Consider the following 13,639-nt stretch of genomic DNA (forward strand, 5'->3'; position numbering starts at 1 on the left):
CGCCTTCCGCAAATGCGTACAGTCCCGCATCGGGAGGTGCGATCAACACCGACCACATCCGTTCATGGGGGGTCCTTTCCGAGAGGGCTTCATCCCGTACTCGACAGAACCCCGCCTACGGGTTCCCGCTTTTTCATGACAGCAGGGTCGGGCAGCGAGCCTCAACCGGCCGCCGCATCGCGGTCCGTGATCAGCGGTACGGCCGGCCGCGTTATCCAGCGCGGTCGAAACGAGCGGCGTTGTCGTACGACTCGCGGGCGTCGAGCAGTTCGTCCCAGTGCTCCTCCGCCCAGGCGCAGGCGACCGCCATCGGTTCGAGCATGCTGCGGCCGAGCGGAGTCAGCTCGTACTCGACATGCGGGGTGGCCTCGTCGTAGACGGTGCGCTTGACCAGCCCGTCCCGTTCGAGGGAACGCAGCGACTGGGTGAGGACCTTGGGAGTGACGCGGTTCAGCGGCACGCGCAGCTCGGAGAATCGGCGCGGCCCATGCTGGAGGCACCGGATGACGAGCGGCGCCCACTTGTCGCCGAATCGGATCGGATTGAGGGCCGACGGGCACAACTCGTCGAACATGTCGGCGGGGAGGGGTTCCCTCATGGCCTCACGATAGCCGGTACCCCGGTGGTAACCGCGGCCCTCGATAACGTCCGGGAACCGGCCGGGGGCAGGCGCTCCGGCCCCGATGAGAGGCGGTTCCCCATGAACATCGTGATCTTCGGCGCGGGTGGCCGAGCCGGTCGGCAGGCGGTCGCGGAGGCGTGCCGGCGCGGCCACCAGGTCACCGCCGTGGTGCGCGACCCCGCACGCCACAGCGACCTGACCGACGTGAAGTTGGTGGCGGGAGACGTCACGGACGAACTGAGCGTCGAGCACGCGGCGGCCGGGCATGACGCCGCCGTCAGCGCCGCCGTGGACCTGTCCGTGCCATCGCATGACTTCTTCACCGGTTCGGCCCGCGCCCTGACCGTCGGTCTGACGAAGGCGGGCGTGCGCCGCCTGGTGGTGGTCGGCCTCGCTTCGATCCTGCCCGGGGCGTCCGGTGCTCCCCTGATGGACGAGCCCGGTTACCCGAACGAGTACCGCGCCTTCTACCTCGGCCACGCGGCGGGGCTCGCCGAGCTGGTGGCCGGCGATCTGGACTGGGCGTACGTCGCCCCCGCGGGCGACTTCGACCATGAAGGCACGCGCACCGGCCGATACCGGATCGCCGAGCACGGTGACCCGGCCAGCCGGATCTCGTACGCCGACTTCGCGATCGCGCTGCTCGACGAGATCGAGGCTCCGCGCCACCACCGCGCCACCACCGGCGTCCAGGAAGCCTGAGGCGGACGACAGGTCGCTCCACAACGAAGGCCGCAGGCCAAGGGCATGACCCGCCGGCCCAGGCCTCAGGTCTGGTCGCCCTCTTGGGTCTCCTCGACCTGTCGGATGAGCTCTTTCAGCCGGGAGATCTCGTCGCGCAGGGCTTTCTTGCCTGCTGGCGTGAGGTGAATCCACGTGCGGCCGCGTCTGCCCTCGTAGCCTTTCTCGATGTTGATCAGGCCGGCCTTCTCCAGGACGGTCAGGTGCTGGGAGAGGTTGCCGACCGTCAGGTCCAGCGTCGTACGCAGGAAGCCGAACTCCACTCGCCGTGCTTCGTGGGCGATGGTCAGGATGCCCAGCCGTACGCGCTGGTGGACGACGTCGTCGAGCCCGGTCGCGGGGTGGGTCATGCGTTGCGCCGCTCGGCGAGCGCGAAGCCCGCTCCGCCCAGGAGGAGCACACCACCGGTCACCGCGAGCGCGGGGAGGAAGCTCCACGTCGGTGTGAGGTTCAGGTCGATGTGCAGGCCCAGGCCGCGCGCGCCGATGCCACAGACCAGGAGCGTCACCACCAGATAGCCCACGGCGAAGGTGAGTACGGCCCAGCTGCGTTCCACGCGGGCCAGGACGAACAGGGCCAGGCTGATGGAGATCAGCGGCACCAGTCCGACGGCGACCGGGCCGGTCGGTGACATGCCCTGCAGGTTCAGTTGCTGCGCCCATCCCGACAAGACACCGAACACCAGCCCGACCGCGACTCCGGCGCCGACATACGGCAGGATGCGGGCGCCCACCCCACGGGTACGGGCCCGGTGGACATAGAAGGCGGCGATCGCCGCGTATGCCAGGACGAAGGCGGAGATCCAGTAGACGCCGGCCGGCCAGCCGACGACCTGGACGCAGGTGCCCTTATAGATGATCTCCACGCCGCCGCGAGCGCCCAGGGCCGGGTCGCACGTCACGACCTGCCGCCCCAGGCGGTAGAAGGGCGCGGCTGCGACGACCACCAGGCCGAGCAGCACGAGCGGGAACCAGGTGCCGCGCTGTGCCTGGCGCACACGTCGGGTGAGGTGCTCCGTGGTCGAGAAGACCTGCCGGGCGATGTCCGCGGAGAGAGCCGATTCGTCTGTCATGGCATTAGGTTTGCATCACAAACCACTCTTCGCAACATACTTCCAAGATTCGCGGCCTGCCGCGGACCAGGTTCCGGCCGCCCCCTACACGCGGCAGCCCTCTTCGACGTGGCCCGACCGCGTCTCCATTTCACGTAAGTCGTATGGGTAGAGCACGAAATACGGCTTCACATGAGTACCTGTACTCATTGCCGGTTCCCCTCACCGGGCGAGACTCGAACAGACGACAACGCCGGGGTGGCGAGGCGTGGGAGCACGAGAGGAACCGGCATGGAATCCACGCGGCATGTTCCTCATCGGCGCCTGGCCTGGCTGCGGGGCGAACTGGCCCGATGGCAGGCCGAGGGCCTCATCGACGATGGCACGGCACGACGCATCGAGGCCGGATATGTCGCTGACCGGACGCTCAGCCTGGAGAGGCTGGCACTGCTGGTCGGCGGCGGTTTCCTCGGTGTCGGACTGATCTGGCTGGTCTCGGCGAACCTCGACCGATTATCGCCGCTGCTCCGTTTCACGGGCATAACGGTGATCTGGGTCTCCGCGGCCGTCGCAGGCGAGTTCCTCCGGCACGAGGGCGGCCGGCAGGCGGCCCGGCTGATCACCGTGCTCGCCGGAGGCGCGATGATCTTTCAGGCGGCGCAGAGCCTCCAGGTTCCGGCTTACACCTCCAGCCTGCTCGGCGTGTGGGCGGCCGGCGCTGTGGCGTACGCGTATGCCACGGTGGCCAAGGGCCCGCTCGTCATGGCCACGGTGATCGCATCAGCGTGGTACGGCCAGGTCCTCGGGGAACAGGGCGGCGGCGCCGCCGCGCTCGCCCTCGGCCTGCTCGGCGCCGGCGGAGTGTCGTCCGCAGTCGCGGTCCTCCACGACGGCGGACGCCTGGCACGGTTCGCCGGCCCGTGGCGGCTGGCCGGGGTGGTGCTGACACTGTCCGGGCTGTTCGTCGCCGCCTCTCCCGGCGTGAGCGCGGACCGCGCGTTCTGGTCGCCGACGGTGTGGGCGGGGCTCACGGCCGCGGGAATCGCCATCACCGCCGCCGTCGTCCTGACCGGCAGGGATGGAAGGCGAGAGGCCCTCGCCGTCGCGAGCATGATCGGGATCGCGCTGCTGCTGGTGATGTGGACCCCGCTGGGCACCCACTGGTACACGGGCGCATTCAGCGCCGAGCAGACGGCGCGAGGCGTAGTCGGCATGTTGGCCTACGTGCTTGCGGCCACCTGGTTCGCCGTCGTCGCAGCCCGGCGCGAGCTGTCCTACCTCGTCTACCTGGTGACCGCCGCGCTGGTGTTGTTTGTCACCTTCCAGAGTTTCGCCGTCTTCCAGCCCCTGCTCACCGGGGCGGCACTGTTCCTGACACTCGGCGTGGTGTTCATCGGCTCGGGCTTCCTGGTGAACTACGGCCGCCGCCGCCTGATGGAGGCCACCCGATGACCGGCCCGGACGCCGAGCGCGCTGGACGGTTGCGGACACAGGGGCATCCGGGAGGAGCCCTCGATACGGAGGATGCCCCCAAGGCGTCCAGGAAGAGGCTTCCATGACCAGCCGACCGGTGTTCCTGTCCCGCCCGGTGCTGGTTGCCGCGGCCCTCATCCTCCAGGCCGTGCTGCTGGTGGCAGCCGTGGCCCCACGCCTGTCGGCGCGGATGACCGGCACGGAGTACCAGTTGGCAGTCGGCCTGGTCGACCCGATCGACCCATTGCGCGGCGCGTACGCTCACCTCGACTACCCCGGCCTGCCCAGAGCGGACGGCCAGAGCCAGGGCCGGGTGTACGTACCGCTGGCGCGCGACGACGGCCTGTGGAGCGGATCGAGCATCGTGCGGCAGCGACCGGCGAGCGGCCCCTACATCGCCTGCGAGTCCGCCGGCTACGGGTGGCTGTCGTGCGGTATCGACAGCCTGTTCCTCCCACAGGACGAGGCCGCGCTGGTGCAGAACCAACTGGCGGGCAACCGCATGGCGGCCGTAGTCAAGATCGACGCCGACGGCAACGCCGCCGTGGTGAGGTTGGCATCCCGCTGACATCACCTGACATCCAGTCCACCCGGGCTCAGTTCAAGCAGCAGGAACTGGGCCTTGCGCGGCCGCCAGGGACAGGATGATCACTGATTCGTGACGACATTACCGGGCCTGCGTCCTCGCGGCCGTCCTCGCGCACGAAGCGGGCCTTATCCGGGAGTGACGCCCGCCTGCCCGATCAGGAACGGCGGCATCGCGCCGACAACTACCGAGTGAACTGCTCCGGCGTGCGGACGCCGTCGTCCAGCACAGATCGGTAGACATCGACACTGCATATGGTCGCTTCGGCCTCGATGAGTGCTTGCAGCACCGCTTGCAGGGCGTGACGGATGACGTCGTCGGCGTCGGCGGCTTTCAAAGACTCCAACAGGTCGAGCAGGGCAGACTGATCCAGAGCCATCGTGTGGTGTCCTCCGCGAGAACCTTTGGTCGGGAACTCGCTGACCGTCACACGATGGCTCGCCCCATGTCCGGGGCTTGCGTCAGCAGCCTGGAGTTACACCACCCGAGGGGACGTCACCAAAGCTCTGCCGGCGCGGGTCCGATTCCCGTCACCCGCTCCACCACGAATGCCCAGGCCAGGGACATGATCCCCCAGCGGCAAAGGTCGGGTTGCCTCTCGAAGCTCGAGGCTCCCTGAGCGTCGGACTGCCAAACGCGGATGCCGACTACGAGCCTGGACGATCACGGACGGCTGTGAAATGAGCCGAGATCCAGTCGAGGCGTGACGCGGTCGGTCTCACGCTAGTTCCCGGCCGCATGCGGCCCCGGGGGCGCGCTCGGAGCCGTTCAGTCAGCGGACCTGGTCACAGCAGGTCGCTGCCCGACTTGTAGACCTTGGTCAGCGCGATCATCAGATGGCGGCGCTCGGTCTCGGTGAGGTCGGCGGTGATCTTCTCTTCCAGGCTGCGGCGTTCGGCCTCGACCGGCTCCCGAAGCGCCCGGCCCGCGTCGGTCAGCCAGAGTCTGACCAGCCTGTTGTCGTGTTCGTCGCGGCGACGGGTGAGCAGGCCGACGGCGCTCATCCGGGTAGCCATTTTGACGACCGTGGGCGTGGTGACATGCAGGACGGCAGCGATTTCGCCCGGCGTGCTGCCATCGCGCTCCCACAACGCCGCCAGCAGATGATCCTGCCCCTGGTGCAGGCCATGGCGGCGCATGGCGGTCTCAACCAGCGCACGCAGCACCTTCGTCGTTTTGCTGTGCAGGTCGAGGAACTCGGGCACCGCCACCTCCGGACAGCAGGTCGATTGACGGCTAATCATTAACCGGCTAACGTTCCCAGGCAATCGTTAGACGGCAAACGACTAGGAGTGTCGATGATACTGGTGACCGGAGCCACTGGCAGAATCGGCCGTGAGCTGGTCAGGGAGCTCGATGCGAGGAACGCGGAGTTCCGCATCCTCGTGCGCGACCCGACCCGCACGGCCGGCCTCCCCGCATGCGCCGAGCGCGTGATCGGCGACCTGGACGAACCCGCGACGCTTACCCCCGCCTTCGACGGTATCGACCGGCTGTTCCTGCTCACCCCGGGCATCGGCATCGACCAGGCCGCCAACGCCATCACCGCCGCCCGCACCGCCGGAGTGCGCCACATCGTGCTGCTGTCGTCCATCTGGGCCTTCGGAGATCCGGTGCCCGCCATGGGCCGCTGGCACCACCAACGCGAGCAACTCCTGCGCATGTCAGGCATACCGGCCACGATCCTGCGTCCCGGCGGCTTCACGACCAACGCCCTGGAATGGGTACCGACCATCCACAAGGAGGGATTCGTCCTCGACGCGATCGGACCGGGCCGGTCCGCACCGATCGATCCGGCCGACATCGCCGCCGTCGCCGGCCTCGTACTGACCGAGGACGGCCATGACGGCCAGACCTATACCCTCACCGGCGATGAGGCGCTCACCATCGCCGAACAAGTTGAGATCATCGCTGACACCGTCGGCCGCGACATCGAGGTCCGCGCGGCAGTCTCCCCCGAAGAGATCGTCCGGTCCCGCTATCCCAACGGCGCGCCGAAGCCCCTTGCCGACGCAATCCTCGAAGCCGCCGCGATCATGCGGGCGGACACGGTCGGAGTCCGCACCGACGCCGTGCAACGCCTGCTCGGCCGACGCCCTCACACCTTCGCCGACTGGTGCGCGCGAAACGCCGACGTCCTGCGACTCGACGGCGAACCCGAGTAGAGCAACCAGCACTGGCCACTACCCCAGACGGGTCACCTGGCTCGCCGAGCCGGAAGACTTCGTACGGGCGAGCGCACCGAGCGCGAGCAACAGCAACCCGGCCGAGGCCCACGCGGCCCAGTCGCCCAGGGCCGTATAGAGGGTGGCCGAGCCCTCCCGAGGCAGGGTGGCCGTGACCGTGGTCATGCCCGTTCTGTCGCTGTGGCGCTCGGTCACGATCCGGCCGCGGTTGTCGCTGACCGTCAGCCATCCCTCGCGTGCAACACGAGCCACTGCCAGACCGTTCTCCACGCCGCGCACCACCGCCATGCGGCTGTGCAGCCACGCGTCGTCGCCGAAGTCCCAGGCGGGCGCGAGCAGGGCGGCGACGCCGGCCTTGCCGTACTCCCTGACCAGGCCCGGAAAGTCGAGGTCCTTGCAGATGATCAGGCCGAGCCGGTCACTGTCGAGGAAGGCCAAGCCCGTGCCGGGCCGGAAATCGCGCTCCACCCCGGGGATCATGTGGTGCTTGTCGTAGCGCACGCCGGAGGGGTAACTCACCGCGCTGTTGGTCTCCATGGCGATCCCCGCGACCACCTCCACGCCCGGACGGGCGAACGGCAGGTCGGCGGTCGTGAACACCTTCTCGGGCAGCACCACGATCTCCGCGCCGCGGGCCGCCGCGGCGTCAATGGCCTCGCCGTACCGGCGGACGGGACCCTCGGAGTCGTCCGTCGCGACCAGCGCGACCTTCCGTCCTCCGGTGTCGGCGGGCGTCGCGAGCCGTACGAAGCCATGGCCGAGCGTGAGCGCGACCAGCACGCCCGAGACCATCGTCGCGCGTGGCCGCAGGACCGCGATCGACGCGGGCACGAACAGCAGGAGGAAGGTGATGCCCCAGACCCCGGTGACAGAGGCGGTCTGCAGCACGGGCAGGAAGTCGGCCTGCGTGTACGCCAGGCTCCACCAGGCCCCGTGCGGTCCGGCGAGGTTCATGACGTACTCAGTGGTGACCCAGACGGCCGGTACGGCTGCCGCCGCCAGGAGCGGCCTGCCGCGCACGAGCAGGGTGCGGAAGAGCAGCATGCCCAGGCCGTAGCAGAGCGCGGGGCCGGCGATGAGGGCGGCGACCAGTGCGGGCGGCATCTCGAGGGTCCGGGTGAAGTACGGCCACATCTGCGCCTGGCCGGCGACCCAGACGAGCGTCCCGGCGGCGAAGGCCGTACCCCTGCTCGCCCGGCGAGCCAGGAACAGGACGGGCAGCGGCGCGAGCCAGGTGAGCCACCAGACGGGGTGGAGACCGGTGCCGAAGTGCATCAGGACGGCGGAGGCGAGGGTGAGGAGGAGGCGTTCCATGCCGACGATCGTGCTTTTCCCCGCCCCGCCGGCGCGTCAGTCTCGGGTGCGATCTCCGCTGTCACTCTCACCGGCGACCACCAGCCCGGACTCGTAGGCCAGCACCACGGCCTGGACCCGGTCCCGCAGGTCCAGCTTGGTGAGCACGCGGCTGACGTGTGTCTTGACCGTGTGCTCGGTGACCACGAGCGTGCCGGCGATCTCCGCGTTCGACAGGCCGCGCGCGACCAGCTTCAGCGTCTCGCGCTCGCGTTCGGTCAGTGCGTCCAGCCTGGCCGCCAGCCGGGGGGCGACGCCGTGGGTGGGCCTGCGCACCAGGTCCTCGAGCAGTCTCCTGGTGGCCGCCGGGGCGAGCAGGGCATCACCGGCGGCGACGGTACGAACGGCGTGGGCGAGCTCGTCGCGCCGGATGTCTTTCAGCAGGAAACCGCTCGCTCCCGCCCGGACCGCGTCGTAGACGTACTCGTCGAGGTCGAACATGGTCAGCACGAGCACCTTGGCGGCGGTCGTGGCGCAGATCTCCCTGGTCGCCTCGATGCCGTTCTTGCCCGGCATGCGCACGTCCATCACGACCACGTCCGGCTGGAGCCGCCTGGCCTCGGCGATCGCCTGCTCCCCGTCGGCGGCCTCGCCGACCACCTCCATGTCCGGCTGCGCGTTCAGGATCAGCCCGAACCCCGCGCGGAAGAGGTCCTGGTCGTCGGCGACGATCACCCGCAACATGCGGGTTATTCAAGCGGAAATTCGGCGTTCACCACGAACCCCCCGTTCAATCCCGCTCCGGCCCTGAGCGTGCCGCCGCATGCCGCCGCACGTTCCCGCATCCCGGCCAACCCGTACCCGCCGCCCTCACCCGGCCCCCGCCCGTCGTCGGCTATCTCCACCGTCAGGCTCTCCCCCCAGGTCAGAGTGAGTCGTACGGCACGCGTACCGGCGTGCTTGCGCACGTTGGTCAGCGCCTCCTGAACGACGCGGTAGACGGCGGCCTCGACGCTTTCCGCGACAGGGCGCGGGGTGCCGGCGGTCGTGCTCACCACATCGAGGCCGCTGTGCTCGAGCAGCGCGGGAAGGTTGGCCAGGCGGGGCTGAAACAGCGAATCGGCGGCACGACCCCACGCCTGTCCGCCGTCTTCGCCCGGGGTCCGCAGTGCGGCGAGCGCCCCCCGAAGCTCGGTCAGCGCGCTTCTTCCCGTGCCGGCGATCGCATCGAAGACCGCCTCGGCCTTGTCCGGATCGCTGCGCACCACCACCGGCCCGGCTTCCGCCTGAACCACCATCAGCCCAACGGAATGGGTGACGATGTCATGCATGTCGCGCGCGATCCGGGTGCGCTCCTCGGCCACCGCGGCGATGTGCTCCTGCTCCCGCCGCCGCGCCCGCTCGGCCAGCTCGGCGGCTCGCGAACGGCTCGCCCTGGCACTGGTGCCCAGCGCGTAGGTGGCCACGAAGGCGGTCCCCATCAGCCGGAAGGTCTCGTCGTTCTCCCCCGGCAGCACCAGTGAGGTGCCCACCGCCACCACGATCGCCGGAATCGCCGCCAGCCTCTTCCACGTGGGACTCAAATCGGCGATCGTGTAGACGGCCAGCAGCGGCCCAAAGGGCAGGAACGGCTTCTCCCATGTCACCATCACGGACATCGCCGCGCCGACCACCACCGCCACCACCATCGGCGCCCGCCTGCGCCACCACACCGGCACCGACGCCAGCAACCCCAGCCCGATGATCCACCACGGTTTGGGATCGGGCAGGACAAGCGGGCCGACCGTGGCGAGGACCACGCACACAGCAAGCGCCCCGTCAACCGCCCTGCCGACCCGGCCCGCTGCGAACATCCGCCCATTATCAGGATTCAGCAGCCCACCGTCCTCACTCTCCAGAGTGATCATCCCGGGCCGCGCCGGGCCACTACATAGGAGAAGGCCGGCGCCCTGTTTCGGGCACCGGCCTTCGTGGCAAGGTCAGGCGACGAGTGTGGGCTCCTCCCCCGGAGCCGCGGCAGGCTCGGGCTTGGTGCCGCGCATGACCAGGGCGGACAGGAGGGCGGCGGCGAGGACGCCGATCGCGCCGACGGTGAAGGTGGTCGACATCGAGACGATGTCGCGACGCACGACCACTACTTGAACGTCTACGGCCGGGGGCCCATGTGGTCATGGGGCTGGGGTCTTCGAGGCCAGGAAGAGACTCTCCGAGGATGTGTGACGAGCATCACATTTGCCACGGACAGATGCTCTGACCTGCGGTTTCGCAATTTTTGATCCTTTTTATGTGATCCTTACCTTTTTGTACCCTTTGCGGCCATATGCGTAAATTTGGTACTTTCCTTGCCCTACAGCGGCGCCCCCGTGGCGCCGCCATCGCGAATCCGGCCAGCCAGCCGTGTTCGAAACAAAACATCCACTGTCACCGCCGCCACGTCCTCTCCGCCCCCCTGGGCGTCGGTGATCTGCCGAATCCATGCAACAAGGAGGCATGGAGCCGGGGAACCAGTCGACCTTCGATGAAGGTCTGGGGTGAATCGGCGCGCCAAGCGCCGTAGGGCAACTTCCCTGCCCGAATCCGTCAGCTAACCCGGTAGGCGCAAGCGGAAGACTTTAGGAGAGCCCCCTGTCTACCAACTCCACCCCACTGTTCCGCATTGCCTGTATCACTCTCAGTAGCGTCGCGCTCACTGCCTCGGTAGGAGCCTTCAGCGCACTGCCTGCGGCCGCCGATTCGGGGACAGTGACAGCCACACTCCCAGCATCGACGGTCATCCCACATGAGCCCGTCCCACCACTCATTAGGGCGGCCGCCCCATCCACCGACGTGCCCCCCGTGGCGTCCATGGTGTCGGCCTTCGCGAACAAGAAGCTCACCAAGTCCGCTCTCCAGCAGGAGAAGGCCAAGCGCGCCATTCAAGTGGCGAGAACGCACCTCGGCGATCCCTATGTGTGGGGCGCCACGGGCCCACGGGCGTTCGACTGCTCGGGCCTGGTCCAATTCGCCTGGCGCAAGGCCGGCATCGAACTCCCCCGTACGACGTGGTCGATGCTCAGCGCCGTCAAGAAGAAGGTCTCCCTGGCGAATCTCAAACCCGGCGACCTCATCTTCACCGACGGCGGCGGCCACGTGGGCATGTACATGGGGCACGACAAGGTGATCGTCGCCCCCCATACCGGCGCGGTGGTCAAGGTCGACAGCCTCAACGGTTACTGGAGCAGCAGCTTCGTCGCCGCCGTGCGCCCCGGCGTCTGACCCTGGGACGCCATGGAGACATCCTCTCGGCGGAGATGTCCTGACCCGTGCCGCAGCCGGGGCATCTCTGCCGAAGGATGACCAGGTCCGCACCTCATCAGAGGTGAGGTGCTGGATCCGGAGGAAGACCTCGCGCAGTCGCAAGCACGAGTGGGCAAGCACACGCGACGCCCATCCCACCGAGGACGCAACGACCAATCAAGGTAGGGGGCGATCATGCCATGAGGAGACAAGATCCCCTGGTTCGGAAACCGCGGCGACGTACACTGTGAGCATGACCGCGGCGCACGATTACGAGGATCTACACGCCTTGGTGGACAGGCTGAGCCCTGACCAGGCGCGCGATCTACGTGCCGTCGCTCTCCGGCTGGTGGAGGCCAATGAGGGCCTGGACCACCCGGACACCGAGCGAAGCGGCCGACGGCGGTTGTCATTCATTGGCACCATGAACTCCGGTGTCGGCGATCTGGCCGAACGCCATGAAGAGATCCTCCGCGAGGGGTTGAATCGTCCGGTGTGACGATCCTTCTCGATACAGGCCCGCTGGTCGCGGCTCTGGACGGCGACGACAAGGACCATGTGCGTTGTTCTGAGCTCCTGCAAACCGCTTCAGGACCGCTGCTGGTTCCCGTGACCGTGATGGTGGAAGTGTGCTGGCTCATCGAGAAGTACCGAGGCGCTCTCGCGGAGGCCGCATTCCTCGGCTCTATCGACAACGGCGAACTGGAGTTGATCGCTGTCGAGCCGAAGGACATCACGCGTATCACAGAACTCGTGCGGCTGTATAAGGATCTCCCCTTGGGCGCAGTCGACGCATCCGTGATCGCAATCGCTGAGCGGCTCGGGCTCCCCGCGGTCGCGACTCTGGATCGTCGCCACTTCAGTGTCGTGCGCCCTCTCCACGTCACCGCTTTCCAACTGCTTCCCTAGTAGCATTCGCCGCCCTCTGACGGGTCACCTAGCTTGACGCTGGTGCCGCCGTATGCGTAGCCGGACTCGACGGCACCTGTGTTGCCGTCATCGGAACACGCCGGTATGGCCGAGGGAGTAGCGGCCGGGCTGAGGGTAGATGCACAGGCCGTGCGGACCGGCTCCGACGCGGATCTTGTGGGTCACCTCGCCGGTCCGCGTGGAGAACACGTAGACGACGCCGTCGTAGCGGCCGCTGAGCCACAGCTCCGACCCGTCGGCCGAGACCCCGCCCATGTCCGGCGAGCCGCCTCCGGGGATCCGCCAGGTGTCGACGACCTTCTGGCCGGCGAACGACACCAGTGAGACCGAGCCCTCCCCACGGTTGGAGACGTACAGTTCGCGGGAGTCGCGGCTGACGTAGAGGCCGTGGGCGCCCCGGCCCGTCCTGACGAAGCGGTCGACGGTGAAGGTGGTGGCGTCGACGAGCCACACACCGCCGCGAGTCATGTCGGCCACGTAGAAGGTCGTGCCGTCCGGGCTCAGCTTCACGTCCTGGGGCATGCTGCCGGGGGTGAGGGTGATGACGTGCCGCACCTTCGGGACTCGCCAGTCCACCACCACCAGGTGGCCGGAGAACTCACAGCTCGCGAGAAAGAGCGAGCCGTCGGCCGTGAAGTCGCCGTGGTTGATGCCCCGGCACGGCACCGGCAGTGAGTGCACCAGCCGCATGGTGTGTGGGTCGCGCAGGTCGAATTCGTTGTTGCGCTCGGCCATCACCAACGCGTACCGCCCGTCGGGCGAGAAGTAGAGGTTGTACGGATCCTCGACCGGGACGGGCTCGCCCGGCTTCCCGGTGCGCGGGTCGATCGGCGTGAGGGAGTTCCCGATGTTGTTGTTCACCCACAGCGTCTTCAGATCCCACGACGGCACCACGTGCTGCGGCAGGAGGCCCACGCGGAAGTGCCGCACGATCCGGTAGGTGCTCGGATCGATCACGTCAACCGTGCCGCTCTCGCTGTTCGGCACGTATACGAGGGGGAGGAATCCCTTGGCGACCGGGCTGATGAGGCCCGGCCTGGTGGCCGCGTACAGGTCCAGCGCGCCTTGCTCTCCCACGGTCGGGGTTGACGACGCGGCCGGCGAAGGATCAGGCGCCCGCGCCGAGCCCGTGTTCCCCTCGGTCACCGTGTTCACCTGGGCGGCCGGGCCCGCCCCGCCGCCGGCGCCCTGGCCTGAGCAGTTGGCGAGGGAGAGCAAGAGCACTCCCAGCACCGCCGCCCGCCCGGCGGCCATCCGCACGTGACCTCTCACGCCACCCCTCGAACCATCCTCAGCGAATGGGGAAGAGCAGGTAGCGGCGGAACTCTCCGACGCGCCCCGCCTTCTCCCCCGCAGACCATTGATCAAGACGACCAGCCGTATCACCGCAATCCGGAGCAACGCTTGGCGCGCGGTGACCGCGGTGAACGGCGGGGTCACCGGGAGATTAGCGACGAGCCCGCGTCACGGGATCGGCCTTT

At 68.4% G+C, this 13,639-nt stretch carries 17 protein-coding genes and 1 riboswitch; of the genes, 7 read left to right on the top strand and 10 right to left on the bottom strand.

Annotated features, from left to right (window positions below):
• Positions 1 to 211 precede the first annotated feature (211 nt).
• Positions 212 to 598, bottom strand: coding sequence for a winged helix-turn-helix transcriptional regulator (locus tag Pth03_RS25900; RefSeq protein WP_203946994.1), 387 nt, complete (start codon positions 596 to 598; stop codon positions 212 to 214).
• Between the two features lie 102 nt (positions 599 to 700).
• On the opposite strand from Pth03_RS25900, the gene Pth03_RS25905 reads away from it, so the two are divergent.
• Positions 701 to 1,324, top strand: a complete 624-nt coding sequence (locus Pth03_RS25905; RefSeq protein ID WP_203946995.1) for an NAD(P)-dependent oxidoreductase — start codon at positions 701 to 703, stop codon at positions 1,322 to 1,324.
• A gap of 65 nt (positions 1,325 to 1,389) precedes the next feature.
• Here the strand turns inward: Pth03_RS25905 and Pth03_RS25910 are convergent, their stop codons facing one another.
• Both Pth03_RS25910 and Pth03_RS25915 read right to left on the bottom strand, forming a co-directional pair.
• Entirely contained in the window at positions 1,390 to 1,713 is a 324-nt protein-coding gene (locus tag Pth03_RS25910) for a transcriptional regulator (protein ID WP_203946996.1), read from the bottom strand.
• Complete coding sequence (locus Pth03_RS25915; RefSeq protein WP_203946997.1) at positions 1,710 to 2,435, bottom strand: hypothetical protein; 726 nt, start codon at positions 2,433 to 2,435, stop codon at positions 1,710 to 1,712. Before Pth03_RS25915 ends, Pth03_RS25910 begins: the two co-directional genes overlap by 4 nt.
• A 270-nt stretch (positions 2,436 to 2,705) precedes the next feature.
• Between Pth03_RS25915 and Pth03_RS25920 the strand changes: the two genes are divergently transcribed.
• Both Pth03_RS25920 and Pth03_RS25925 read left to right on the top strand, forming a co-directional pair.
• The gene (locus Pth03_RS25920; RefSeq protein ID WP_203946998.1) at positions 2,706 to 3,866 is read left to right on the top strand and encodes a DUF2157 domain-containing protein; all 1,161 of its coding nucleotides are present in this window, start codon (positions 2,706 to 2,708) and stop codon (positions 3,864 to 3,866) included.
• 103 nt (positions 3,867 to 3,969) lie between these two features.
• Positions 3,970 to 4,455 carry a GDYXXLXY domain-containing protein gene (locus Pth03_RS25925; protein WP_203946999.1) on the top strand — a complete coding sequence of 162 codons (486 nt, stop codon included), beginning with the start codon at positions 3,970 to 3,972 and terminating at the stop codon, positions 4,453 to 4,455.
• A 202-nt stretch (positions 4,456 to 4,657) separates the two neighbouring features.
• On the opposite strand, the gene Pth03_RS25930 is transcribed toward Pth03_RS25925, so the two are convergent.
• Positions 4,658 to 4,852 carry a hypothetical protein gene (locus tag Pth03_RS25930; RefSeq protein WP_203947000.1) on the bottom strand — a complete coding sequence of 65 codons (195 nt, stop codon included), beginning with the start codon at positions 4,850 to 4,852 and terminating at the stop codon, positions 4,658 to 4,660.
• A gap of 406 nt (positions 4,853 to 5,258) precedes the next feature.
• Positions 5,259 to 5,678, bottom strand: coding sequence for a MarR family winged helix-turn-helix transcriptional regulator (locus Pth03_RS25935; RefSeq protein ID WP_203947001.1), 420 nt, complete (start codon positions 5,676 to 5,678; stop codon positions 5,259 to 5,261).
• Between the two features lie 93 nt (positions 5,679 to 5,771).
• Here Pth03_RS25935 and Pth03_RS25940 point away from each other — a divergent pair, with 93 nt between their 5' ends.
• The gene (locus Pth03_RS25940; RefSeq protein ID WP_203947002.1) at positions 5,772 to 6,638 is read left to right on the top strand and encodes an SDR family oxidoreductase; all 867 of its coding nucleotides are present in this window, start codon (positions 5,772 to 5,774) and stop codon (positions 6,636 to 6,638) included.
• An 18-nt stretch (positions 6,639 to 6,656) separates the two neighbouring features.
• Here the strand turns inward: Pth03_RS25940 and Pth03_RS25945 are convergent, their stop codons facing one another.
• The 4 genes from Pth03_RS25945 to Pth03_RS25960 form a co-directional block, all read right to left on the bottom strand.
• A complete protein-coding gene (locus Pth03_RS25945) occupies positions 6,657 to 7,973 on the bottom strand; it encodes a hypothetical protein (RefSeq protein ID WP_203947003.1) in 1,317 nt (438 codons plus the stop codon).
• Between the two features lie 36 nt (positions 7,974 to 8,009).
• Positions 8,010 to 8,696 carry a response regulator gene (locus tag Pth03_RS25950; protein ID WP_203947004.1) on the bottom strand — a complete coding sequence of 229 codons (687 nt, stop codon included), beginning with the start codon at positions 8,694 to 8,696 and terminating at the stop codon, positions 8,010 to 8,012.
• A gap of 5 nt (positions 8,697 to 8,701) precedes the next feature.
• Complete coding sequence (locus tag Pth03_RS25955; protein ID WP_203947005.1) at positions 8,702 to 9,805, bottom strand: sensor histidine kinase; 1,104 nt, start codon at positions 9,803 to 9,805, stop codon at positions 8,702 to 8,704.
• Between the two features lie 126 nt (positions 9,806 to 9,931).
• Complete coding sequence (locus tag Pth03_RS25960; protein ID WP_203947006.1) at positions 9,932 to 10,081, bottom strand: hypothetical protein; 150 nt, start codon at positions 10,079 to 10,081, stop codon at positions 9,932 to 9,934.
• Positions 10,082 to 10,407: 326 nt separating this feature from the next.
• Positions 10,408 to 10,566, top strand: a riboswitch (cyclic di-AMP (ydaO/yuaA leader).
• Positions 10,567 to 10,796: 230 nt separating this feature from the next.
• On the opposite strand from Pth03_RS25960, the gene Pth03_RS25965 reads away from it, so the two are divergent.
• The 3 genes from Pth03_RS25965 to Pth03_RS25975 all read left to right on the top strand — a co-directional run bounded on the left by Pth03_RS25965 (position 10,797) and on the right by Pth03_RS25975 (position 12,137).
• Complete coding sequence (locus Pth03_RS25965; protein WP_239119373.1) at positions 10,797 to 11,207, top strand: C40 family peptidase; 411 nt, start codon at positions 10,797 to 10,799, stop codon at positions 11,205 to 11,207.
• Between the two features lie 274 nt (positions 11,208 to 11,481).
• Positions 11,482 to 11,727 carry a hypothetical protein gene (locus Pth03_RS25970; RefSeq protein WP_203947008.1) on the top strand — a complete coding sequence of 82 codons (246 nt, stop codon included), beginning with the start codon at positions 11,482 to 11,484 and terminating at the stop codon, positions 11,725 to 11,727.
• Positions 11,724 to 12,137, top strand: coding sequence for a type II toxin-antitoxin system VapC family toxin (locus tag Pth03_RS25975; RefSeq protein WP_239119367.1), 414 nt, complete (start codon positions 11,724 to 11,726; stop codon positions 12,135 to 12,137). Before Pth03_RS25970 ends, Pth03_RS25975 begins: the two co-directional genes overlap by 4 nt.
• An 87-nt stretch (positions 12,138 to 12,224) precedes the next feature.
• On the opposite strand, the gene Pth03_RS25980 is transcribed toward Pth03_RS25975, so the two are convergent.
• The gene (locus Pth03_RS25980) at positions 12,225 to 13,430 is read right to left on the bottom strand and encodes a YVTN family beta-propeller repeat protein (RefSeq protein ID WP_203947009.1); all 1,206 of its coding nucleotides are present in this window, start codon (positions 13,428 to 13,430) and stop codon (positions 12,225 to 12,227) included.
• Between the last annotated feature and the right edge of the window lie 209 nt (positions 13,431 to 13,639).

Origin of the sequence: Planotetraspora thailandica (assembly GCF_016863335.1) — a bacterium.
GTDB classification, from domain to species: domain Bacteria; phylum Actinomycetota; class Actinomycetes; order Streptosporangiales; family Streptosporangiaceae; genus Planotetraspora; species Planotetraspora thailandica.